The sequence below is a fragment of the Pollutimonas subterranea genome (genome assembly GCF_002849655.1).
In the GTDB taxonomy this organism is placed as follows: domain Bacteria; phylum Pseudomonadota; class Gammaproteobacteria; order Burkholderiales; family Burkholderiaceae_B; genus Pollutimonas; species Pollutimonas subterranea.
Genome location: NZ_PDNW01000003.1, coordinates 307,883 through 329,431, shown reverse-complemented (window position 1 = coordinate 329,431; position 21,549 = coordinate 307,883). Strand labels below are relative to the sequence as shown.

General features: G+C 57.0%; 20 protein-coding genes. 8 read left to right on the top strand and 12 right to left on the bottom strand.

The annotated features are described in order from the left end of the window. Positions 1 to 1,406: 1,406 nt before the first annotated feature. Positions 1,407 to 3,863 (bottom strand): heavy metal translocating P-type ATPase, encoded by a 2,457-nt coding sequence (locus CR159_RS05845; protein WP_233208184.1) that lies wholly within the window; start codon positions 3,861 to 3,863, stop codon positions 1,407 to 1,409. Between the two features lie 122 nt (positions 3,864 to 3,985). On the opposite strand from CR159_RS05845, the gene cadR reads away from it, so the two are divergent. Then, a complete protein-coding gene (cadR, locus tag CR159_RS05840; RefSeq protein WP_102073058.1) occupies positions 3,986 to 4,396 on the top strand; it encodes a Cd(II)/Pb(II)-responsive transcriptional regulator in 411 nt (136 codons plus the stop codon). Positions 4,397 to 4,437: 41 nt separating this feature from the next. On the opposite strand, the gene CR159_RS05835 is transcribed toward cadR, so the two are convergent. From CR159_RS05835 to CR159_RS05815, 5 genes are all read right to left on the bottom strand, one after another. Continuing rightward, positions 4,438 to 4,911 (bottom strand): c-type cytochrome, encoded by a 474-nt coding sequence (locus CR159_RS05835; RefSeq protein ID WP_143705446.1) that lies wholly within the window; start codon positions 4,909 to 4,911, stop codon positions 4,438 to 4,440. A gap of 8 nt (positions 4,912 to 4,919) precedes the next feature. After that, on the bottom strand, positions 4,920 to 5,429 hold the full coding sequence (locus CR159_RS05830) for a cupredoxin domain-containing protein (RefSeq protein WP_102073057.1): 510 nt from the start codon (positions 5,427 to 5,429) through the stop codon (positions 4,920 to 4,922). Between the two features lie 128 nt (positions 5,430 to 5,557). Beyond that, positions 5,558 to 5,815 (bottom strand): hypothetical protein, encoded by a 258-nt coding sequence (locus CR159_RS21545; RefSeq protein WP_158238508.1) that lies wholly within the window; start codon positions 5,813 to 5,815, stop codon positions 5,558 to 5,560. Between the two features lie 47 nt (positions 5,816 to 5,862). Further along, entirely contained in the window at positions 5,863 to 6,441 is a 579-nt protein-coding gene (locus CR159_RS05820; RefSeq protein WP_102073055.1) for a peroxidase-related enzyme, read from the bottom strand. Between the two features lie 325 nt (positions 6,442 to 6,766). Continuing rightward, positions 6,767 to 7,714 carry a hypothetical protein gene (locus CR159_RS05815; protein ID WP_102073080.1) on the bottom strand — a complete coding sequence of 316 codons (948 nt, stop codon included), beginning with the start codon at positions 7,712 to 7,714 and terminating at the stop codon, positions 6,767 to 6,769. 943 nt (positions 7,715 to 8,657) lie between these two features. Here CR159_RS05815 and CR159_RS05810 point away from each other — a divergent pair. Continuing rightward, positions 8,658 to 8,993, top strand: coding sequence for a hypothetical protein (locus CR159_RS05810; RefSeq protein ID WP_143705445.1), 336 nt, complete (start codon positions 8,658 to 8,660; stop codon positions 8,991 to 8,993). A 71-nt stretch (positions 8,994 to 9,064) separates the two neighbouring features. Here CR159_RS05810 and CR159_RS05805 read toward each other — a convergent pair whose 3' ends face one another. Beyond that, positions 9,065 to 9,592, bottom strand: coding sequence for a GGDEF domain-containing protein (locus tag CR159_RS05805; protein WP_158238507.1), 528 nt, complete (start codon positions 9,590 to 9,592; stop codon positions 9,065 to 9,067). Positions 9,593 to 9,668: 76 nt separating this feature from the next. Between CR159_RS05805 and CR159_RS21405 the strand changes: the two genes are divergently transcribed. Beyond that, positions 9,669 to 9,992, top strand: coding sequence for a hypothetical protein (locus CR159_RS21405; protein WP_143705444.1), 324 nt, complete (start codon positions 9,669 to 9,671; stop codon positions 9,990 to 9,992). Positions 9,993 to 10,393: 401 nt separating this feature from the next. Continuing rightward, on the top strand, positions 10,394 to 11,947 hold the full coding sequence (locus CR159_RS05800) for a TerC family protein (protein ID WP_102073052.1): 1,554 nt from the start codon (positions 10,394 to 10,396) through the stop codon (positions 11,945 to 11,947). 15 nt (positions 11,948 to 11,962) lie between these two features. Here CR159_RS05800 and chrA read toward each other — a convergent pair whose 3' ends face one another. From chrA to CR159_RS05780, 4 genes are read right to left on the bottom strand one after another with little or no spacing between them, the layout of a single operon-like run. After that, positions 11,963 to 13,171, bottom strand: a complete 1,209-nt coding sequence (gene chrA / locus CR159_RS05795) for a chromate efflux transporter (protein ID WP_102073051.1) — start codon at positions 13,169 to 13,171, stop codon at positions 11,963 to 11,965. Positions 13,172 to 13,180: 9 nt separating this feature from the next. Then, complete coding sequence (locus CR159_RS05790; protein WP_102073079.1) at positions 13,181 to 13,618, bottom strand: DUF1810 domain-containing protein; 438 nt, start codon at positions 13,616 to 13,618, stop codon at positions 13,181 to 13,183. A gap of 8 nt (positions 13,619 to 13,626) precedes the next feature. After that, complete coding sequence (locus CR159_RS05785) at positions 13,627 to 14,439, bottom strand: M90 family metallopeptidase (RefSeq protein WP_102073050.1); 813 nt, start codon at positions 14,437 to 14,439, stop codon at positions 13,627 to 13,629. A 41-nt stretch (positions 14,440 to 14,480) separates the two neighbouring features. Continuing rightward, the gene (locus CR159_RS05780; protein WP_158238506.1) at positions 14,481 to 16,721 is read right to left on the bottom strand and encodes a mechanosensitive ion channel domain-containing protein; all 2,241 of its coding nucleotides are present in this window, start codon (positions 16,719 to 16,721) and stop codon (positions 14,481 to 14,483) included. Positions 16,722 to 16,913: 192 nt separating this feature from the next. On the opposite strand from CR159_RS05780, the gene CR159_RS05775 reads away from it, so the two are divergent. Continuing rightward, the gene (locus CR159_RS05775; RefSeq protein ID WP_102073048.1) at positions 16,914 to 17,072 is read left to right on the top strand and encodes a DUF3309 family protein; all 159 of its coding nucleotides are present in this window, start codon (positions 16,914 to 16,916) and stop codon (positions 17,070 to 17,072) included. 3 nt (positions 17,073 to 17,075) lie between these two features. On the opposite strand, the gene CR159_RS05770 is transcribed toward CR159_RS05775, so the two are convergent. Then, the gene (locus CR159_RS05770) at positions 17,076 to 17,984 is read right to left on the bottom strand and encodes a ZIP family metal transporter (protein ID WP_439650492.1); all 909 of its coding nucleotides are present in this window, start codon (positions 17,982 to 17,984) and stop codon (positions 17,076 to 17,078) included. 220 nt (positions 17,985 to 18,204) lie between these two features. On the opposite strand from CR159_RS05770, the gene CR159_RS05765 reads away from it, so the two are divergent. Genes CR159_RS05765 through egtD form a run of 3 tightly spaced genes read left to right on the top strand, consistent with a single transcriptional unit; the run spans position 18,205 to position 21,508 of the window. Then, positions 18,205 to 19,227: an SDR family oxidoreductase gene (locus CR159_RS05765; RefSeq protein WP_102073046.1), complete on the top strand. Its 1,023-nt coding sequence runs from the start codon at positions 18,205 to 18,207 to the stop codon at positions 19,225 to 19,227. A 14-nt stretch (positions 19,228 to 19,241) separates the two neighbouring features. Beyond that, a complete protein-coding gene (gene egtB, locus CR159_RS05760) occupies positions 19,242 to 20,522 on the top strand; it encodes an ergothioneine biosynthesis protein EgtB (RefSeq protein WP_199173243.1) in 1,281 nt (426 codons plus the stop codon). After that, positions 20,519 to 21,508, top strand: coding sequence for an L-histidine N(alpha)-methyltransferase (gene egtD, locus CR159_RS05755; protein ID WP_102073045.1), 990 nt, complete (start codon positions 20,519 to 20,521; stop codon positions 21,506 to 21,508). Before egtB ends, egtD begins: the two co-directional genes overlap by 4 nt. Positions 21,509 to 21,549: the final 41 nt, after the last annotated feature.

Below are 21,549 nucleotides of genomic sequence, written 5' to 3'. Positions count from 1 at the left end.
CGAGCAGCGCCTCATCGGTCAGAATGTTGAAAAACTCCACCGCTTCGGTCGAACGTACTCGCCGCTCAATTCCCTTGCGGTGTTGCTGCTGACGGCTTCGAGCGTTACGATTCATGGTGGGCTGACCTTTGGCGAGATGGACGGTTGTGTGAGAACTCCCATCCTACCAAGCCTTGGGACGGCCCGCCCTCCTGTTTAATCAGTCACTTGGCCGTACGACCTCAACTTCTCGGGCGCTAAGTAAGTACCATTCTCTTTAGAACTTGTGCCGTTAAGCATAAAACTGCCATCGGGCACCAGCTTTGAAGTGATACGCTCAAACTGGGGCCGAAAAAGCGGCGAGTCGCAGACCTAGCCGACATTCTTCATAAGCGCGGTCAGGCGATAGTTCCTGTTTCCGAGATGAAAGTCGACCTGGCCTGATGACGGTTAACTCCGGGGCATTAGCCAATTTTCTCTTCGTTCGACTTAACGTGTAGTAGTCGTAGTACCAATCGGCCCAACCCCCCAAGAGCAAGTAGGATTCGGTTTTTCACGGCAAGGAGATGCTTTCCGATTGCCACCAGTACGTCAAATTAGGCCTGGCTGCGTTATACCCAAGTTACACCTCGTTGGTATAACTTTTAACGTGTGCGGCAATGCGGCGGCGTGTAGGAGATTGTGCGATGACCATTCTTGTGCCGACCGATTTACTTCCGACCAGTTGAACGCCGCTGACGAGGCCTGAACGAACGTGATTATTGGCGATTCCACAGCCAATTACGATAGTAGGACATAGAGGTACAACTTTAGCTCGCGTCCAAATTCGTTCTGAGCATGAATAGGCTTTTAATGGTATGCAGCGTCAAAGGTTTACATCAGAGAACCAAATGAAGAGGCCAGCTGGATTCCCGGTGTCGTTACGGAGCTAAATTGCGGTAGAGGTGTAGCGCATCAAGACCCGAATTTAGTTCAAGAAAGATCCGGAATTTAGTTTGGAGCTATCCGACCGAGCTTTATTTTGGCCATTCCGTTTTGGAAGTAAAGTTGTTAAGAGGATGCCTTGCATCAACTTGCCGACTTTACTTACCGAACCTTGCCGACTTTAGTTCGGAGCGCTGGTGGCAACATTGCTCGACATTATTACCTGATCCGGACTTACAAGTTGGTTTCGAGCGTTGGGATAATAGCCGGATCTGAACCGAAATCTTAGCGACATAATACGCATAATGTATATTATGTAAAGTCACATCTATTTCCCGACGCCGGACGAACCCAGCAGTACGACGTACTCGCCCTGTTCAATAAACCGCGGAATGTCGATTCATCGATCTGCTTCTTAGGCGTGTCCATCGCGAAACCGTAGTCATACTGATCCTGGGCCTTGATCGTCGGGAGGATATAGAGGATCCCCAGCCTACTTTTTTTTACGATGCCCTTGCCGGCTGTATGGGCAACTGATGGTGCTTTGTCGCCGCCGCTCCCTTGAAACGCAGCAGACGTAATGCATTGAGCGTGACAATTGCCGTCGCGCCCGTATCAGCCATGACGGCGACCCACAAGCCGGTAATGCCCAGCACAGTGGTAATTAGGAATATGCCCTTCAAACCGAGCGCAAAAATTACGTTCTGATGAATATTTGCCATCGTTGCGCGTGAAAGCGCGACTAGGTGGGCTAGATCCGTAACGCGGCTTTTAAGCAGCGCCGCGTCGGCCGTTTCGATCGCCACGTCGGTGCCCCCCCCCATCGCGATGCCGACATCGGCCGTTGCCAGCGCCGGTGCATCGTTGATGCCATCACCCACCATGGCCACCTTGGCGCTGCGCTTCATTTCATTGATCAGGCGCAGCTTATCCTGAGGCAGGAGTTCGGCTTCCCATTCCATGCCCAAATGGCCGGCGATGGCTTGGGCGGTCAGGCGGTTATCGCCGGTGAGCATGACTGAGCGCACGCCCATCGCTTTGAGTTTGGCCACGCCTTCTTGTGCGTCCTGTCTTGGCTCATCGCGTAGCGCCACCAGTCCAAGCACTTCACGGGTCTGTTCGTCCAGTAGAACGGAAACGGTTTTTCCGTCATGTTGCAGCGCTTCGATGCGTGCGTGTTGCCCTCGTGTCAGGGCCGCTGCTTGGGCGGCGTAAATCGGCGACCCAATGGCCAATTGGCGGCCAGCTACGCTTGCATGTACCGCTTTACCCGCGGTGGCGTAGGCATGCGAGGCAGCGGGGATAAGGCTGTTGGCGGCTTCGGCATGGCTCACAATGGCTTTGGCTAGCGGGTGATTCGAACCGGATTCTACGCTTGCGGCGAGCGCCAAAATCTCGTCCTCGCGCCCCGATGTAAAGGCAACCACGTCAGTGACGCGGGGCTTGCCTTCGGTCAGGGTGCCTGTCTTGTCAAACGCAATCGTACTTACCCGACCAATGGTTTCCAAGGCATTGCCGCCCTTGATGAGTAGCCCGCGGCGCGTCCCGACAGCCAAGCCCGAAGCGATAGCCGCCGGCGTAGACAGCACGAGTGCGCAGGGGCAGGCAATAAGCAACAGCGCCAGACCACGATAAAGCCACGTTTCCCAGTCTGCCCCCATTGTCAGCGGCGGAACAAGCACGATCAGCGCGGCAATAGCCATCACGGCCGGCGTGTAGTAACGGCTGAACCGCTCGATGAAACGAGCGGTGGGCGCCTTGGAGGCCTGCGCCTGTTCAACCAGATGGATGATGCGCGAAATCGTGTTGTCGGCCGCGGGCTTTTCTACTCGAATCTGGAGCACCCCATCGACGTTGATCGAACCCGCGAATACATTATCGCCTTCCGTCTTCGCGAGAGGTATGGACTCGCCTGTGATGGGCGACTCGTCAAGGCTGGACGCGCCTTGGATAATCACGCCATCGGCGGACACCCGGTCGCCAGGACGCACGAGCACATGGTCATTTACGTCCAACGAGGATGCGAGGACCTTGCGTTGCCCTCCTTGTGGATCGATTAGAACAGCCGTTTTCGGAACCAGTGACGCCAAAGCTCTGATGCCGGCACGGGCGCGGTCGGCAGCGACGCTCTCCAGCAACTCGCCGACCGAGAACAGAAATACCACGGCCACCGCCTCTTCGGCCTCACCAATGACCAGTGCGCCAAGCGCGGCCACGGACATCAGCGTTTCGATCGAAAAGGGAGAGCCAGACCTGGCCAGTGCAAGCGCTTTACGTACAAAAGGAAAGACGCCGACAATCACGGCTGCCGCAAACACCCAGGCCCCGTAATTCGGGAAGTACAGCGCGATAGCGTAGGCGGCGGCCATCAAGATGCCGAGGCCGACTACCTGCTTGCCCCTTTTAGTTTGCCACCAATGCGGGCGGGGTCCTGCGTCTTGATCATCCGTACCGATGCCTGGCGTGGCCTTTTGGCTTGTGCTGGCCGATACGCCAAAGCCCAGGCTCTTGATGGTTTTTTCGATATCATCAATCCGGGTAGGAGACTCGGGCGCAAGTGTCAGTTCCAGTCTCTCTGTCGCAAAGTTCAGTCGAATATCGGAAACGCCGGGCATCCGTGCTAAAGCCGTTTCAATCTTGCCGACGCAACTTGCGCAATCCATGCCCTGTACCTGCATGGAGAGGCCTGGAGGCATTTCGTGGGCAGGAGCGGAAACCACGCTTTTGGCGATCGGAGCATCACTGCCACGCGGTGGGTAACCCGCCTGGCACAAGGCTATTTCAAGCTGTACCCTTGTCGCTGACGAGGTGACTTGCACGCTGCGCGTCGGCGGATCGGTGATAACTTTCGCGCTCGGATCGACTGACTGGATGGCTTTGACGACATTGCCGGCGCAACCGCCGCATGTCATGTCCTCGATATGAAACCGCATAAGAATTTCTCCTTCGAATGCAGCCATTAAAAAGCCTCTAGTGGCTTCACTGTCAAGCGCTTTGATTCCATCCGCGATAGGCCAAAACCTTGATTTCTTGGTCGCACAAGCTTATAGTAACTTTAGTGTTATGAACAATAGAGGCCATCATGCCAATAAAGATCGGTGAGCTTGCCAAACGTACAGAGTCCACGGTGGAAACCATTCGGTATTATGAAAAGGAGGGCTTGCTGCCCGAGCCTTCTCGCAGCGATGGCAATTATCGTTTGTATGGCGAGGAACACATTGAACGCCTGCGATTTATCCGGCACTGCCGTACGCTTGACATGGCGTTGGACGAGGTGCGAACGTTGCTCCGGTACCGCGATACACCTACTGAGGATTGTGGCGACGTAAACGCCTTGCTTGATGAACACATCCGAGCGGTGGAGGTGCGCGTCGACGAGTTGATGCAATTAAAGGGGCATCTGGTGGTGTTGCGCCAACAATGCGCGAGCACGGCGCCCACCAGCTCATGTGGGATTTTGCGCGCCCTTTCCGAACGAACTTGCCACATTTAGATGCGGGGAGATGTAGAATCCGACCCTCCTTCACCGATGACTTAGTTCTGTCGTTGCAAAGTTACTTCCTTCTGTGCCTCTAAGACTTTAGGGGGCCAGGCACTCTTGATATAAGCCAGCACGGCGACGATGTTTTGGTCGCTTAGGATGTCACGGTACGCCGGCATGTCGCTTACATACCCAAGAGGCGCGGTCTTTCCAGGAACCAGGCCGTTTTTAATCATATCGACCAACATCGCATCGGGATGGTGCCAAGTGTGGCCTGTCTTGTCGTGCGGCGGTGCGGGCAATCTACCGTTGGACATACGCTCGCGCCAGTTCGGCTGCCCTTGCAGGGCTTCACCATGGCATGCTGCGCAATTGTTCGTATAGATCGCCCTGCCCTGCAGGACGAGGGCTTGATCAGCAGGGTCGATGAATGTCGGGGCAGATAGCCGTATTGTGCTGTAAAGAATGGCCGCAATACCCACTATGGCGACGCCAATCATCCCAAAGATCAGTTTTTTCTGTGACATGTGATCACTCAACTGACCTTTACCTTGCCGACCATCCCGGCCTCCATATGACCAGGGATCAAACAAGCAAAATCGACAGTGCCCGCCTGATCGAACTGCCACACCAAGCCGCCACTCTTACTCGGGGCCAATGTGATCATATTCGGTTCCGTATGATGCATCCCCGGCATTTTTTGCATTTCCGCCGCATGGGCTTTCAGATCGGCAATGGATCCGATCACCATTTCATGGGCAATTTTGCCCGTGTTCTTGATAAAAAAACGAACGGTTTCGCCGGCATTGACCGGAATGTCACTCGGCGTAAATCGCATGGTATCGTCCATCGTCAGCTCGATTATGCGCGTAACTTTAGCTGGATTGCCTGGCTTACCGGTCGGCGAAGGTTCCTTCGACATGGTAGCCATGTCGTGCCCCGGCATGCCATGCGCCGGCGCACCATGCCCCTCGCCATGGCTACCTGCAGCCAATGCGAGGGTCGGAAGTACGCTCAAAGCCAGAATGGAAAGGATTTTCCTCATTAAGTACTCTCTTAGAGTTTGATTTGGTAGGCAGCCGTTTTAAGCCCCTGCCGTACTCAAACCGGTCGAGGCTCACGGGGCGGGGTTAAACCACCCTGCATCTGCATATCGCCATGATCCATTAGGAATTATAAGACCAGAGCATCATAAATTTGCCTCGCGACCTCTTTGTCGTCCAGGTAACCGGAAACCCCATGGCGATTTTCCGTTCTGTTGTGCACGTCTTGTTTGTTCTTGATCGAAGGAACCGCCGGTTCCAACGGAAAATGGCTGGCATTCAAGGGATAAAGGGCAACGACGTCTCGCTCATCCATCGCGTTGAACCACTCCGATACGCACGCGGGACAACGTGTTGGTCCAAAACTCTTGAGCGTTTTTCGAATCATGGTAACGGCCAGCGGTGAATCGAGCGTTACGTACAGGGGCCATTGCTCTACCGGCCAAGTAAGTAGAACTCTGCGTTGGGACGCATGCTTGTCACGTTTGCCAGGCGGTTGGACATGCCGAAAAATGCCGAAATGCCCGCGATGTCCCATATGTCGTCTTCGGTAAAACCGTGCAGCTTCAGTGTTTCGAAGTCAGGCTCGCCAACCAACTGCGCGGTTTGAGAGACTTTCATGGCGAAATCCAGCATGGCTTTTTGGCGGTCGGTGATGTCGGCTTTACGATAGTTAGTGGCGACTTGATCGGCGATGAGCGGATTTTTAGCGCGGATGCGCAGGATGGCTCCGTGCGCGACCACGCAATATTGGCATTGATTAACGTTACTCGTCGCCACAACGATCATTTCTCGTTCAGCCTTGGTCAGGTTGCCGGGCGTCTCCATCAACGCATCGTGGTAGGCGAAGAACGCACGAAACTCATCGGGCCGATGAGCCAGCGTCAGGAAAACGTTCGGAATGAACCCGGACTTTTCCTGAACGGCAAGGATCCGTTCCCGAATGTCCTCGGGCATATCGTTCAATTCAGGGATAGGAAAACGGCTCACTGCAGGTTGTTTCGCTTGGGTCATGCTTCTCTCCTTCGAGTGTAGATATTATCTGTTTATCAGAACCTGAAGTGCAGCGAGCCCCGCCACGCCCGACTCCCGGCAAAGATGGTGATATTCGCGCCACTTCGCAGCGCCATCGCGTGAGCCGCGTGGGCAAACACATGTCGCAGCGAGTGATGCGAGGCAAGCAGGATGCGCACGAACCGTGGGAGGCAAGCAACGGTCGGAACCGGTTGGCGGCAAATCTACGGCAAGTGACGCCGGAGCGCCGATCACGGCGTCACAATATTGAACCAGAACTCAAAGCCATCAAGAGCTGTAGCGTGCCGTCGCGTAGACCGCTTCCTCAAAAGCTCACGGCCAAGCCCACCGAAAAACCACGGACATTGGTTCCGAACACCCAGCGCCCGACTAGTCGCGTACGCGTAATGAAAACGTTATAAGCGCTGGAATCCAGCTCCAGGCCTGCACCCAGCGAAGTCAATCGGTCGAAGCCCAGCACGCCTCGCTGGTCGCCCAGGAATTCGGAATGGGTCAGCTCCAGCACATAGCGTAGCGGTCGTTGCAGCATGGTGATGCCGGTAGGCGCCCGGAAGCGCGCCCAGAGGTTGGCTGACTGTGCGATCGCCTTGCCCTGGACTGCCGCTGAACTATTGAAACTCTGCAGGCGAATATCGGAATACCGCAATTCCACGTCCACTTCATAACCCGGGCGAACATGCTCATAGTCCAACATTATCGACCCACCCAGCCCGTAAGCATTAAGGGATCCCCTATCCAGGAAATTGATATCACGGCCGGTCTGCTGGCCAACGTACCAGCTCGCCGCTCGTAGATCGCTGGTGACGTTACCGAGCGAAAAATTGAAGATCGGCCGCAGCTTCAGTTCGTCGGTAAGCTTGAAGTCCCAGCCAATACCGCCGGTAGCAGATAGGCTGTTCCATTTTGTTGGAATTCTTCGTCTTTCGGCACCCTGTGTCGCAACGAAGGTAGGATCGTAGCGGCTTGCCGCCAAGACGCCTTCAAGATAGATGGGCACTGTGTCGGAGAGCGTGTCTCCGCCGCCAAGCTGCGTCATGAAGAAATCGCTGGACCCTTGCGTCCCGCCCGAACCGCTGCCGATAGACAGTGAGCTTGTCGTAATATCTGGAACGATGGAAAACGACATCAAGGCAAGCACGCCATTGGCGCGCTTCTGAAGATCGTCGTGGGTCAACCTGACGCCGGATTGCGCCGACGTGGTCGTTCCCAGTGAGCAGGCCAGCATGGTGAGCAGCCAGCCCGAAATACGCATAATCACTTTTGCATCTACAGCTTTCAGGCTTGGCATGTCACCCTCCGCAACTAAATCAGGCAAGACGCGGTCGTGGTTCGGTATGGTCCATTCGTGACCAGTCTATTTCAAGGTGCCGGATGGATTTCCCATGGACTCCCGCTGGGAAATGAGCAATGCGTCACTCTGATCGATGCGTATGATGCCGACACGGGGAAATTCAAAGTCGATAATGATGTATAGCGCCGCCGTCACATTACGTCGGCCCTGCCCCGGTTACCGGCGTCCGGTTCCTTAGCGGCCGGGTCATATTCGCGCGCGTCGAACTGGCCTACCGTGATGCCAATATCACGTCAGGCACGCTTCCGGCGTCACTTGCAGCACGTAGCTGCTCTATGGTCATGCTTTGCATGCTTGGCTCCTTGTGCCGCGACGTCACAAACAAGATCAATTGTGCGCGCATTCAAGGAAACGTGCAGGCGTTCTCAGGTCGGGTTGAGCTTTGGCCCTTGAGTGCCTTTTTCAAGCCACACCGCTGGCTTGAGTGTCGCGTAGGTCCAATGAAGTACAACGACATGGGGACATTGGCGTTATTCGATACGTTCTTCGCTAGCCCCGATCTCGTCTGGGTGGAGATGAACCGAGAGGTCGTGGAGTTAGCTCCGGCAATTCGCGTACGTCATGGGTTGCGTTCGTCCTATTTTCGCCGGGATAATGCCGCAAATGTCTACTGCAAGCGCTCGCTTTTATATCTCAGCGGTCACCGCGCAAAGGCACACTCCGAATAGAAAAGAATAAACCTCTTGCCGGCCGGGCACAATTGGGGTCTTTCAGTGTAGTCGCGCCGAGCAGTAGCATGCTTCACTCTAATCAAGGCGGCGCAAATCCTCGCCCGGAAGCACCTTCGGTTCAGCGGAAGCTGGCCTCTACATCGGCTGGTTGACACTGACGCTTTGGGAGGCAAATGATGGAGCGTACCGAACATATCGATGGGACGTGGCGCCGGCCTCGGTTATCGGAAGATGATATTCCGGAAGGATTTATCCGGTGGTGGCGCACGGTGCCCCATGAGCATCGGCACATGTACCTCTATGGAGGTCTTTATTCACTTGTGGAGGCGTTCAATCAGGGCCGGCAGGATGAGGCACGGCAGATGAGCGAACAGATCGAACAGCTATCGGCGGCATTACAAGTGGCACTCGCGTATATGGAGGATGCCCATAGGGGTGCGGCGTTACAACCGCATGATTGCGAAGCCATTGCGCGGCATATTCGTGTGGCGCTACGCATTGAGCCATAGCAATCCCCAGCCTGCATGATTGCCGGCGTCGCTGCGCTGCCGCTGCCTTGCGCCCCTCTGCTATTGACAGATCAGACGCTGCTCAGCAGTCTGGGCTTGTTGCGAAAGCGGTCTTCGTCGGCGTGGCGCAATAGCCCGGGCATATCCTGCCCGTCCGTCGGGTATCGTGCGACGCCTATGCTTGTACCGACATTCAAGGTCGAAAGCTCGTCCAGTGACTTGGCGATTTTAGCGGCAACAAGCAATACGTGGTCTGCATCTTCGATTTCCGGCAGAAGCACCACGAACTCGTTGGCGGTGATCCTTGCAACGGTATCGGTGGCGCGCACTGATGCAACCAGCTGTTGCGCCACCAGCTTCAGCAGCTCGTCGTCCCCGGCATGGATGTTGTTGACTTCGTTGAAGCCATCCAGGCAAATGCAAAGCATCCCCAGGCTTCTGCCGTAGCGCTCCGCCTGCAGCAAGGCCTGATTGGTTCGTTCCGTCAACAGGTTTCGATTGGCAAGGCCGGTTGGGCCGTCGCGCAGTTCAAGCTGTGACAGGCGCTTTTCGTACTGCAGCTGGTCGCTGATGTTTGTGAATCCTGCGACATCGTTCATTATTTGTTCGTCTCCATCATGAACAGCACTGATCGTTAGAAAAGCCGGAAAATTGAAGGTCGGACACGCTGATTCCTTGATACAGCACATAAGCTTCGTCTTAAAGATCTCTACAGGACAAAATGCCAGTGAAGTTTTTCAGGCATTCGCCGCGCGCGAAACTCTTTTGATTTACGGCACCACCGGCGATTTCTTTAAGAAAGCATGTTCTCGTGTGACTTCTGCGGCTGTACTTTATGCGTCCTCGCGTGAAGCTGGCCCCGAAGCCTTCTACGACGTACACGTTTCCCGCGCTATAATCGGCCTCCTTATTATTTCAATCTCCCTGTATGAGACGATTTATCGTCCTCTTCCTGCTGCTTGTTCTTCCCTTGCAAGTGCTGTCGGCTTCTATCGATGACTTGAACGCCGTACATAGCCGGCCCCTCCCATGCCAGCGCCGGCGGCGCCGATCCAGCCCTCGGCCATATCGACCTGAAGTCCGTAAAAGCTCCTATGCCAGCGGATCCGGGAAATCCGTCACCCGCCCACGCCGACCTCAATGATTCGGTCGATATTGCCGATGTTGATTGCTCGCGGCGAGACCTTTCCGTTTGTTCCCGGCCTCGCTACATCGACACCGTTATCTCGGACGTTTTCCTGGCCATCATAAAACCGCCGGTGATCTAGCGGCTAGCCGCTAGCCGCTTTCAGCAGCGCGTTTATTTTCTGGCACGCCATTCGTTTTGACTCACGTTTCCCCGACTACCGTTCCGGGATACGTTGACGTGTTCGCAGCAATTTTTTTTACTGGATTTTTATATGGAATTGTTTTTAGACCCCAATATTTGGGTGGGTCTGCTCACGCTGGTCGTACTGGAAATTGTGCTGGGGATCGATAATCTGATCTTCATTGCCATCCTGGCCGACAAGCTGCCCCCGCATCAACGCGATAAAGCGCGGCTGATAGGCCTGTCTTTGGCGCTGATCATGCGCCTGGGCTTATTGACCATCGTGTCCTGGCTGGTCACGCTTACCACCCCGTTGTTTTCCGTCTTTTCCTTTTCGTTCTCGGGACGAGACCTGATACTGCTGCTGGGCGGCCTGTTTCTTCTCGTCAAAGCCACCACGGAGCTTCATGAGCGGCTGGAAGGAACGCCTCACCACCATGGCCCCAGCAAAGCCTATGCGGGGTTTGCCGTGGTGGTCACGCAAATTGTGGTTCTGGACGCCGTTTTTTCGTTGGATGCCGTGATCACGGCTGTCGGGATGGTGGACGAACTTCCGGTGATGATGGCCGCTGTGATCATCTCCATCGGCATGATGATGTGGGCGTCCAAGCCGCTGACGCGGTTCGTCAATGAGCACCCTACCGTCGTTGTATTGTGCCTCAGCTTCCTGCTCATGATCGGCTTGAGCCTGACGGCGGAAGGACTGGGCTTCAAGATTCCAAAAGGATATCTCTACGCCGCTATAGGCTTTTCCATTGTTATCGAGTTTTTCAACCAGCTTGCACGGCGAAGCTCACTTAAAAGCGATGCACGCATGCCCTTGCGGGACCGCACGGCGGAGGCGGTGCTGCGCATGCTGGGCAGTAGGAAGCGCTCTGAAATGGCGGAATCGGAATCGTCGGGCGATGCACCGGTACACGAGTCGGCATTCGGCGCCGAAGAGCGCAGCATGGTGAGCGGCGTATTGACCTTGGCTGAACGATCGATCCGATCCATCATGACGCCTCGCACGGAAATCTCATGGATAGACCTGAACGACGACATAGCGACGATACAGCGCCATCTGCGTGAAACGCCGCATAGTTTCTTTCCGGTATGCCGCGGCCAGCTGGACACCATACTGGGCGTGGTTAGGGCCAAGGATTTGATGGCCGATATGATCGACGGCAAAGATATTACTCAGCTCTTGAGCATGCGCCGGCCCATTATCCTGCATGAGTCGACGGGCGTATTGAAAGCCATGGAAACGCTCAAGGCTTCGCATGGCCAATTGGTCCTGATTGCCGATGAGTATGGGACGATCCAGGGTCTGTTGACGCCCATCGATATTCTGGAGGCGATCGCCGGCGAGTTTCCCGACGAGGACGAGCAGCCAGCCATTCAACTCATAGGACCTGGGCGCTGGCGGGTAGATGGCGCCACCGACCTTCACTATTTTTCGCAAGTGCTAGAGACGGATGCCGTCTTGAGCCACGACGATTCGTTCACGTCCATTGCGGGATTTTTGCTGGATCGCTTTGAGAAGTTTCCTGAAACCGGGGCGGTGATCGAGCTGGATGGCCTTCGTTTCGAAGTCGTGGAAACGACCAATCGGCGTATCGTCACGCTGCATGTGGCGCGTATCGATGAGGAGCCGACTGAATAAGCGCGTAGTGGCGGTTCACGCCACTATATTCAACATCCACCCGGCGACTGCGCAGCCCAGGACCACCAACCAGGGCGGGAGCTTCCAGTACATCAGGGCGACGAATGCGGCCAGTCCCAGGCCGAAGTCCCGGGGTTCATGGATCGCGCTGGTCCATACCGGTTGATAAAGCGCGGCCAGCAGTAATCCGACCACGGCCGCGTTGATTCCCATCAGCGCAGCCTGGGTGCGAACGTTGCGCCGCAGTTGTTCCCAGAACGGCAACACGCCTATTACCAAAAGGAACGAAGGCGCGAAGATTGCCACTAAGCAGATCATGCCGCCTATCCAGCCGTACACAGCCCCTGTCATGGACGCGCCAACAAATGCTGCGAACGTGAACAAGGGTCCCGGTACCGCTTGCGCGGCGCCGTATCCTGAAAGGAACGTTTCGTTGCCGATCCATCCGGCAGGCACGACCTCGGCTTGCAGCAAGGGCAATACCACGTGGCCCCCGCCAAAGACCAGCGATCCCGCGCGAAAGAATGCATCGATCACCGCTATGGTCTGATTCGGCATCGTCTTGGCCAAAACAGGCAGTCCGGCCAGCAGCAAAAGAAATAGGGACAACGAGATTATGCCGGCGCGCCGGCTGATCGCGATGGGCAATGGGTCATGCAGGCTGTCTTGTTGCGGCTTGAATATGACCAGCCCGGCAAGCGCCGCCGCGGCCAGTGTGCCCACCTGCGCCCAGGCGGACGGAACGAGCACGAAGACGCACGCCGCGGCCGCCATGATGGTGATACGCAGTACGTCCGGGCATAGGGTGCGGGCCATGCCCCACACCGCTTGTGCAACCACGGCGACAGCGACCACTTTCAAGCCATGCAGGGCGCCCGCGGCAATGCCGTCGCCATAAATGGCGAGGCCCTGGGCGAATAGAATCAAGGCAATGGCTGAAGGCAGCGTGAAACCAGCCCAGGCGGCCAGGGCTCCGACATAGCCGCCGCGTGACAAGCCCAGCGCAATACCGACCTGGCTGCTCGCCGGGCCGGGCAGGAACTGGCATAAGGCGACCAGATCCGCGTAGCTGCGCTCGGACAGCCAAGCGCGGCGGGTTACGAATTCATGGTGGAAATAGCTCAGATGAGCTATTGGACCGCCAAAAGACGTCAGTCCCAGGCGCAGAAAAATAAGGAATACCGACCATGGGCCGGAATCAGTACGGATGCCGCGGAGCGCCATGGATGCTCTTCAACTGGGCTCGCCGGGTTCAAGCAGTGCCAGTGTGGCGGCGTCGGCTTTTCCGTCGAAGTATTTTTTCAGTGCATCGTTGAACACGGGTTCCGCAGGCGCAATAGACGAGAATAGAGTCATGGAGGAGCGAAATTTCATGGCATCGATATGGCCGAAGATCTGTTCTATCGTTCGACCGTTCACGGCATTTACCAATCCGGTGCATTCACGCAACCTGCTGCCCAACAAGGGATGAGCCAGGTACGCCCTACCCTCTTCCTTTGATGTAATGGCGAATATTCGTGCCATGTCGCTGTGACCCAGCCCACTCATCTGCGGAAAGATGAACCACATCCAGTGGCTGCGTTTTTGACCTAGACGCAATTCGTCGTAGACGTCGTTCATGACGGGATCCTGCGCATCCACGTAGCGTTGCAATCCAAAAATATCATTCATCTCGACACCTATACCCATTCGCGCGGATCAACCCGATAGTACTTTTTTAACTCTTCGTACAGTTCAGCATGCCGATCGGCCATTTCCTTTGGCTTCTCAAAAAAAGTTTCCGTCGCAACCGCGAAGAATTCGGCGGGGTCCGTCGCGCCATATTCGTCGAGCACGGTTTCGTGATCGTGGTCTATCATGGCCTGCAGGCTTGCAAATTCATGAGCAAATACGGATGCCCAGCGTTGATAATTACGGCGGCTTCCCAGCATGGGCGCCCCGTCGGCTCCGCCGGATTCCTCATCGAGCTGGTGCGCGAATTCATGCAGCACCACATTATGGCCATCGGTAAAATCGCGGCTGCCCAGCTCTACATGGTCCCACGCCAGCACGACGCGGCCGTCTCCCCATGACTCGCCCAGCAAATCGTCCTCATGGTATGAGACTACCCCACTCTCGTCGATCTCGGTACGGGGCGCAAGAAAGGCGGACGGATAAACCAGTATCGACGACAGTTCGGGATAGACCCGCGTTTTGCGATTCAATAACAGCAGGCATGCTATGCCGGCTATGGTCACCCGCATTTCGTCGTTGACCGACAGGCCGGCGCAGCCATGGAAGTCCTTGGTATGAAGAAAGTGTTGTACCAGGCGGTGCAGTTGCTGACGTAAGTCGGCCGGCAACCTTCGGTAGATCGGTAAATTCTTCTCCAGTATTGCCACATACCGGTCAGGAAAAGGTGAGCGGATTGCGTGGCGCAACCGCAGTTTCGGTACGAGGTCGATCAGCACTATCAGGCCGACGACCAGGGCTACAACCAGCAAGGCGTCCATGGCGCTAATCCTGCTTGGGAGCCATCGGTACTTGGGGGTACTTAGCCGGCATTGACGACCATCGTCTCTTTGGGATTGACAAGCCGAATATCGCGTTCGCGGAAACACTGCAAGATACGTCGGTTGAATTCCCGTTGTACTGGCCATCGGCCCTTGTCGAGCGTGCGTATCTGGCCTGCAACGGTGATCATGTTTCCGTCCACTTGATCGACCCCCCAGATATCGAGGTCAGCCAGGATAAGATCCTTGAACTTTGGATCGGCGCGCAAGTCGGCGCCCACGGTCTTGAGCGCATTGAATACCTCGTCCACATTGGAATCCGCGGTAACACTGACCCGTACGGATGCGTTGCCCAGGCCACGGTTGGTGTTGGTGACTGTCGATACGGCGCTGAATGGCACGACATGCAGCGCGCCGTCGCCGGCACGCAGCCTGACGGTTCGGATAGACAGGTATTCAACACTACCCGACAACCCTGCAACAGTGACCCAATCCCCCACTTGCATGGCATTTTCCATGAGGAGGAAGATGCCGGTGATGAAGTCCTGCACCAGCTTTTGCGACCCGAATCCAAGCGCCACCCCAATGATGCTTGCGCCGGCCAGCAAGGGTGCAACCGTCACACCCAGCTGACTGAGGGCCGTCAGCAAGACCACCATTGCGATCACCACGAACAGTGCGGTGCGTATCATGGGAACCAATGTCCGCAGCCGCGCGGCACGCGCGAACTCCCCGGCGTCGCGCCAGCGGTCAAGTCGGCGGGAAATCGTCGTATTCAAGCTCTCCCAGGCGATCGCGGCCAGCGCGCAAGTGATAGCGATAGTGATCGCCGCCGAGGCGAGACGCCGCCCCACCGAACCTTCTCTGAATCCGGCCCAGGCATCGAAGCCCCAGACTTGCAGCAATACGAGGCCGGTGACGATCGCAATGATGATGTAGATGACGCGGTGCACGAGACTGCGGTATAGATTGCGGGGACGCTCTGTTGTCGCGGCTGGCACGGGCGAGCGTTCTTCGTCTCGGCTGAATGCGCGGTCCACCACGCCAAGGATAAAGATTGAAAGCAGACCGGCGGCTACGATAACCACCGCTGACCAGGCGAATAAACGAACCAGGCGTTGAAATCCGTCGGGAGTCCCGGCTGACCACAATAGCCATACCCCTACGATAAAAACTGAAGCAAGGACGGGCCAGACATCGGCCAGGACCCGTCTGATTCCGAACAGGCCCGGGCTACCGGTTGGTGTGCCCCGAATCGCGGCGGCTGTCGATCTCCTGTTTCGCCAGACCATGATCAGGAGAAGCACGTGCACGATCAGCGCGACAAACTTGGACATGGTTTGATGCAGGTCACGGCTTGCCCCGAGTTCCAGCAAGAGATTGGCCAGGGCGATACCGAATACGGCGATCACGACTATCCATGAGAACCACCGATACATAAGCGTGGCGTTTGCGGTGCTTATGTGCATCAAGCGCAGGCCTTCGTGCCCGGGTAATACGAACAGGGCCAGGATCGCAAGTGCCAGGCGGGTTGTCACATAGGCGGCGACGATAATCAGCGTGGCATCATGCAGCATGGAGCCTTGGTCGCTCAGGACGCTGGCCAGCACGCTGGCGACCGCGAGGAAGCCGAGCAGCGGCAGTAAATTCAGAACACATTGACCGAGGGCGTATGGGATACGGCGCAGCAGGCTTGAATACCGGTCGGCCTCGGGGGGCTTGCCATCTGCCGCAGCGTCGCTTGTCCTGTTTGCTGCGGGAGTCAAAACATCGCGGCCCCGCTTCAATGCACGCTTCAACAGCCATTCTGTACACAGCGCGGCAGCCAGGATGAACGCTGCTTTCACCAAGGCAAGCAGCAGCGTTTTCTTTTGCTCGGGAGTGTCCAGGGACTCCTGCCACCTTTGCACAAGATCTCGGACTTGACCCAGCGCACTTCCACTGGACCGAACCCAGTCGGCCGCTCCCGTCAGCCGTTGGCTTATTGCGCCGAGCAGTTGATCCAGCAAGCCGCCTTGCGTCAGCGCAACCGGCGCGTCCTCTTCAGGGGCTGGTACCGTGGCAGCGGCTACCGGGGCTGTCCCGGCGCCAGCCAGAGCGATGGCATTGAGCGTCTGTTCCAGTTCGGCACGCTTGGCATCGTCTTGAAGAATGGACAAGGTGTGCCGCGCCTGGGCCGGCGTCAATGTCGCCTGCGCGTCGGGCGGGGTCGTCGGTTCGGCAGCATGGGTTCCACTCGGCGCCATGACCATGATCACCAGCAGAGCCAGTAGGAAATTCATAAGCGTTCGATCCGATCGGAGAGCAGGCATAGGCAACGTCTGTGTGTTGGTGGATAGCGGATGGCCGACATGCGGCCGCTGGTAGGCGAATGGGCAACTGGCGTACCTGTGTCCGGGAACGTTAATTGCTGTGACCACTCCGTATGCAAGCATAGTTCACAACATCAAACGTCACCAAAAAAGGAAAATAATATGACAGTCGGAACGATTTTATTGATCATACTTATCTTGATACTGATTGGGGTGCTTCCAAGCTGGCCTCATAGTCGTAGCTGGGGGTACGCGCCAACGGGTGGGATAGGTCTGTTGCTTGTGATTCTTCTGGTATTGCTCGCCTTGGGTTATGTATAAGCCCTAGCCCAACGCGGTATCCAGGGCCATCATCAGCGCGAACCCTAGCATCAAGCCTATTGTGGCAGCAGACTCGTGGCCTTGCCGGTGAGATTCGGGAATGATTTCATGGCTGATGACAAAAAGCATGGCGCCTGCCGCTGCGGCCAGGCCCCATGGAAGAAGCGAGGCTGAAATCCCGATAATGGCCACGCCAACCACGGCCGCCAGCGGCTCCACCAATCCCGACAGGACGGCCACCCCGGCTGAAAGTCCGCGGTTGTATCCGACACCCCGAAGTGCCAACGCAACCACCATGCCCTCCGGTACGTCTTGAATGGCGATGCCCATGGCCAAGGCTTGCGCCGCCAATATGTCGGGGCCAGTGAATCCGACCCCTATGGCCAGTCCTTCCGGCAGATTGTGCAGCGAAATGGCCAATACGAATAACCAGACGCGTTTGAGTTTACGTGCCTGTACCCCTTCGAGGCCCTTTACGAAATGCTCGTGAGGCATCACGCGGTCGATCAGGAGCAGGGTCAGCGCACCGATTAGAAGCCCCCCCGCGACGATGCCGCTCCCGCCCCACGGTCCCAGTCCTTGCGATTCGGCGGCGTCCAGCGCCGGGATAATCAATGAAAAAGAGCAGGCGGCCAGCATGACGCCCGCCCCGAAGCCCAGCATGCTGTCGTAACTGCGCTGCGAAAAATTCAAGGAAAAGAGTATGGGCAACGTGCCGAGCGCGGTGGCCAGGGCCGCCATGGATCCGCCCCATAACGCTCCAGACATCTTTCGATCGGGCTCGATCAATACCGTATAGAGGGCGACGCACAATAGTACCGTTGCGATGGCCAGAATGGATAAGACCAGCCAGTACCGCAACCTGGATACTTGCTTACCGCTAGGCCGATTCGTTGCGGCGACCTCTGACATAAATTCTTCCATACGATTCCCAGGGTGAAGCAAATAATGGCAAGGCTCCGACCGTCTCTCTATGCCAACACGTTTCATTATAAGTAAGGCTGGCAGACCAGCGCGGGTGAATAAGCAAATGGCATACCCAAATAGGCAGGCGCGGCAGTTGCTGGCGCAGAAGGTCCCCAGCCCACCGACCGGACACGTGGGCGCTTAATCCCCGGTAAGGAGAATTGAATTGAAAACAACGCTGAAGCCCTTGAAGCAGCAGGTTATCGTCATTACCGGCGCCAGTAGCGGCATCGGGTTGGCCACGGCACACGAGGCCGCGCGGCGCGGCGCCCGACTCGTGCTTGCGTGCCGAAACAAACCGGCGCTCGATCGCCTGGTCGAAGAGCTTAAAGCCGACGGTGCCGAGGCTATCGCGGTCAAGGCCGACGTCGGCATACAGGAAGACCATCGAAAGATCCTGGATGCCGCCATTACTGCTTTTGGCGGAATAGAAACATGGGTGAACAACGCCGGCGTGTCCATTTTCGGAAAGCTGGAGGACGTTGCCATCGACGATCAGCGCCAGTTGTTCGAAACGAATTTCTGGGGAGTGGTCTATGGCTCACTGACTGCGCTCAGCCATTTGCGGCAGACCGGCGGTGCATTGATAAACGTGGGCAGCGAAGTTTCCGACCGGGCCGTGCCCCTGCAGGGTGCGTATTCCGCCTCCAAGCATGCCGTGAAGGGATTCACGGACGCATTGCGTATGGAGCTGGAGGCCGATGGTGCGCCAGTGTCAGTCACGCTGATCAAGCCTGCATCGATTGATACCGGTTTTACCCAACATGCCAAGAATTACCTGGACGTCGAGCCGCAACTACCTCCTCCAGTCTACGACGCCAAAGTTGTGGCGGAAGCCATTCTTTATGCTGCTGAGCACCCCATGCGCGACGTATTTGTCGGCAGCGCCTCCAAGGCCATTTCGGCATTTGGCCAGCGCATGCCTTCTTTCGCCGACAAGTTGCTTGGCCGCTCGATGATCCGCGCCCAGCGCAGTGACCGGCCGGCGCAGCCGCGCCATGACGCCCTGTGGGACGCCGGTGACGACGTGTCGCGGGAAGGAGGCGAATCCACTAAGCATGTGCGCAGCTTCAGCGTCTATACCGATATGAATACCCGCTGGCGTGCCCTGACCCTGACCAGTGCGGGCCTGGCTATCGCTTATGGCGTGCTGCGGCTGGCGACGCGGCGTGGACCCGGCCGCCGATGAAGCGATAGACGCCTATGTCAGTGACTACTTTTCCGGCCATCGAGCCGCAAGCGGCCGCCCTGCCGCGCACCTTCATGTTGCGGCAATATCTGCGCGTGCGCGACGATACCCTTGCGCTCGCAGCCAGCCTGTCTGCCGAGGATCAGTGCGTTCAATCCATGCCCGATGCGAGCCCGACCAAATGGCATCTGGCCCATACCACCTGGTTTTTTGAAACGATGCTGTTGCGGCCCTTTTCGCCGCATTACCAGGTTTTCAATGACCAGTATCACTACCTCTTCAATTCCTATTATGAAAGCCTGGGGTCGCGGCACCCAAGACCACAACGCGGATTACTGACACGTCCTTCCGCTGACGAGGTGATTGAGTATCGTCGATACGTAGACGCTGCGATGCAGGAGCTGATCGAGCATGCTCGCGGGGACGCCTGGCCGCAGCTCAAGCCTTTGCTGCTTCTTGGCTTGAACCACGAGCAACAGCACCAGGAGCTGTTGCTCACCGACATCCTCCATTTGCTTTCCTGCAATCCCCTGTTGCCCGCCTATCGGTCCGGGAGCGACAAAGACTCCTTGTCCCCCGCGTCCATAAGCGCGGCCCATGGACTGACATGGTTGTCCCATCCGGGCGGGACCGTGGGAATCGGATGCGCGGGCACCGGCGACGATGACGACTTCGCCTTCGACAATGAAACACCGCGGCACAATGTACTGTTGTCGCCTTACCGGCTGGCTGACCGCCTTCTGACCTGCGGCGAGTACGCGGAATTCATCCTGGATGGCGGTTACCGGCAGGCCGGCTTATGGCTGTCCGATGGGTGGGCAACCGTTCAAGCCCAGGGTTGGAAGGCGCCGGCATATTGGATGGCGCCTGATGAAGTCGTCGCCGGAATCGAAGGCTGGGAGATATTCGGCCTGGATGGGGTCCGGCCACTGGATCCATGGGCGCCGGTCACCAACATCAGTTTCTATGAGGCGGCGGCGTACGCCGAATGGGCACAAGCCCGGCTACCGAACGAGTTCGAATGGGAAGCGGCTGCCGGCGATCCGCGCATGGCGCAAGTAACCGGGCATGCCTGGCAATGGACGAGGTCATCCTATGACCCGTATCCGGGTTTTCGCTCCGCGCCGGGGGCCGTGGGCGAATACAACGGAAAATTCATGGTCGGTCAGTTGGTGTTGCGCGGCAGCAGCTTCGCCACGCCTCCCGGGCATACAAGGGTGACCTATCGCAATTTTTTTCCCCCGAATGCGCGCTGGCAATTCTCGGGACTACGACTGGCAAGGGACAATATATGATCATCAGCCAACAGGCTCATCGCAGTACGGCACTATTCAGTGTCGCGGCCGGCAAGCCACCCGAAGAAGACTTTTCAACGGATATGGTCAAGGCACTTTCGTCGCGACCCCGCTGTCTTTCGCCCAAGCATTTTTACGACGAACAAGGCTCTGCGCTGTTTGACCGGATCTGCGAATTGCCTGAATACTATCCGACGCGCACCGAACTAGCATTGTTGCAGCGGCATGCCCCTGAAATTGCGGAGTTCATGGGGCCGGATGCCGAGATCGTGGAGTTCGGCGCGGGGTCCCTGCAGAAGATACGCCTGCTTCTGGATGCGATGGACGCGCCGCGATGCTACGTACCCATCGATATTTCGGGGACTCATCTCTCGACGGCGGCCCGGGCCCTGCAGCACTGCTATCCGGCGCTGGACGTGCATCCTGTCGTGGGCGACTACACCGGTCCTTTGCGGCTTCCGGCCATGCACCGCAATAGTAATCGCAGGGTCGGGTTTTTTCCTGGGTCGACCATAGGCAACCTGTGCCCGGCCGAAGCCTTGTCGTTTTTGAAGCAGGCGCGCCATATCCTACGGGGTGGAGGTTTGTTGCTTGGCGTCGATCTCATCAAGGATCCGGCCATCCTGCATGCTGCGTATAACGATAGCCAAGGTGTTACGGCGGCCTTCAACCGCAATGTGCTCAGTCGCGCGAACCGCGAGCTGGACGCAAACTTCGATATCGATGCCTTCGCGCACAGTGCCTTCTACAACGCGCCGCTGCAGCGCATCGAGATGCACTTGATGAGTCTTCGGTCGCAACGAGTCCGGGTTTGCAACCAGGCCTTTTCATTTGCCCAAGGCGAAACCCTGCACACCGAAAGTTCCTATAAGTACACGGTCGACGGTTTGCAAACCATGGCGGCCAAGACGGGATTCGAGTTTGGAGCGGTATGGACGGATCCTGAAAACCGGTTCTGCCTGTGCTGGCTGCAGGTTCCGATGTAGTCGAGTGCCGCTTCCCCGAATTGCGGGCATGCGGGTTGCTC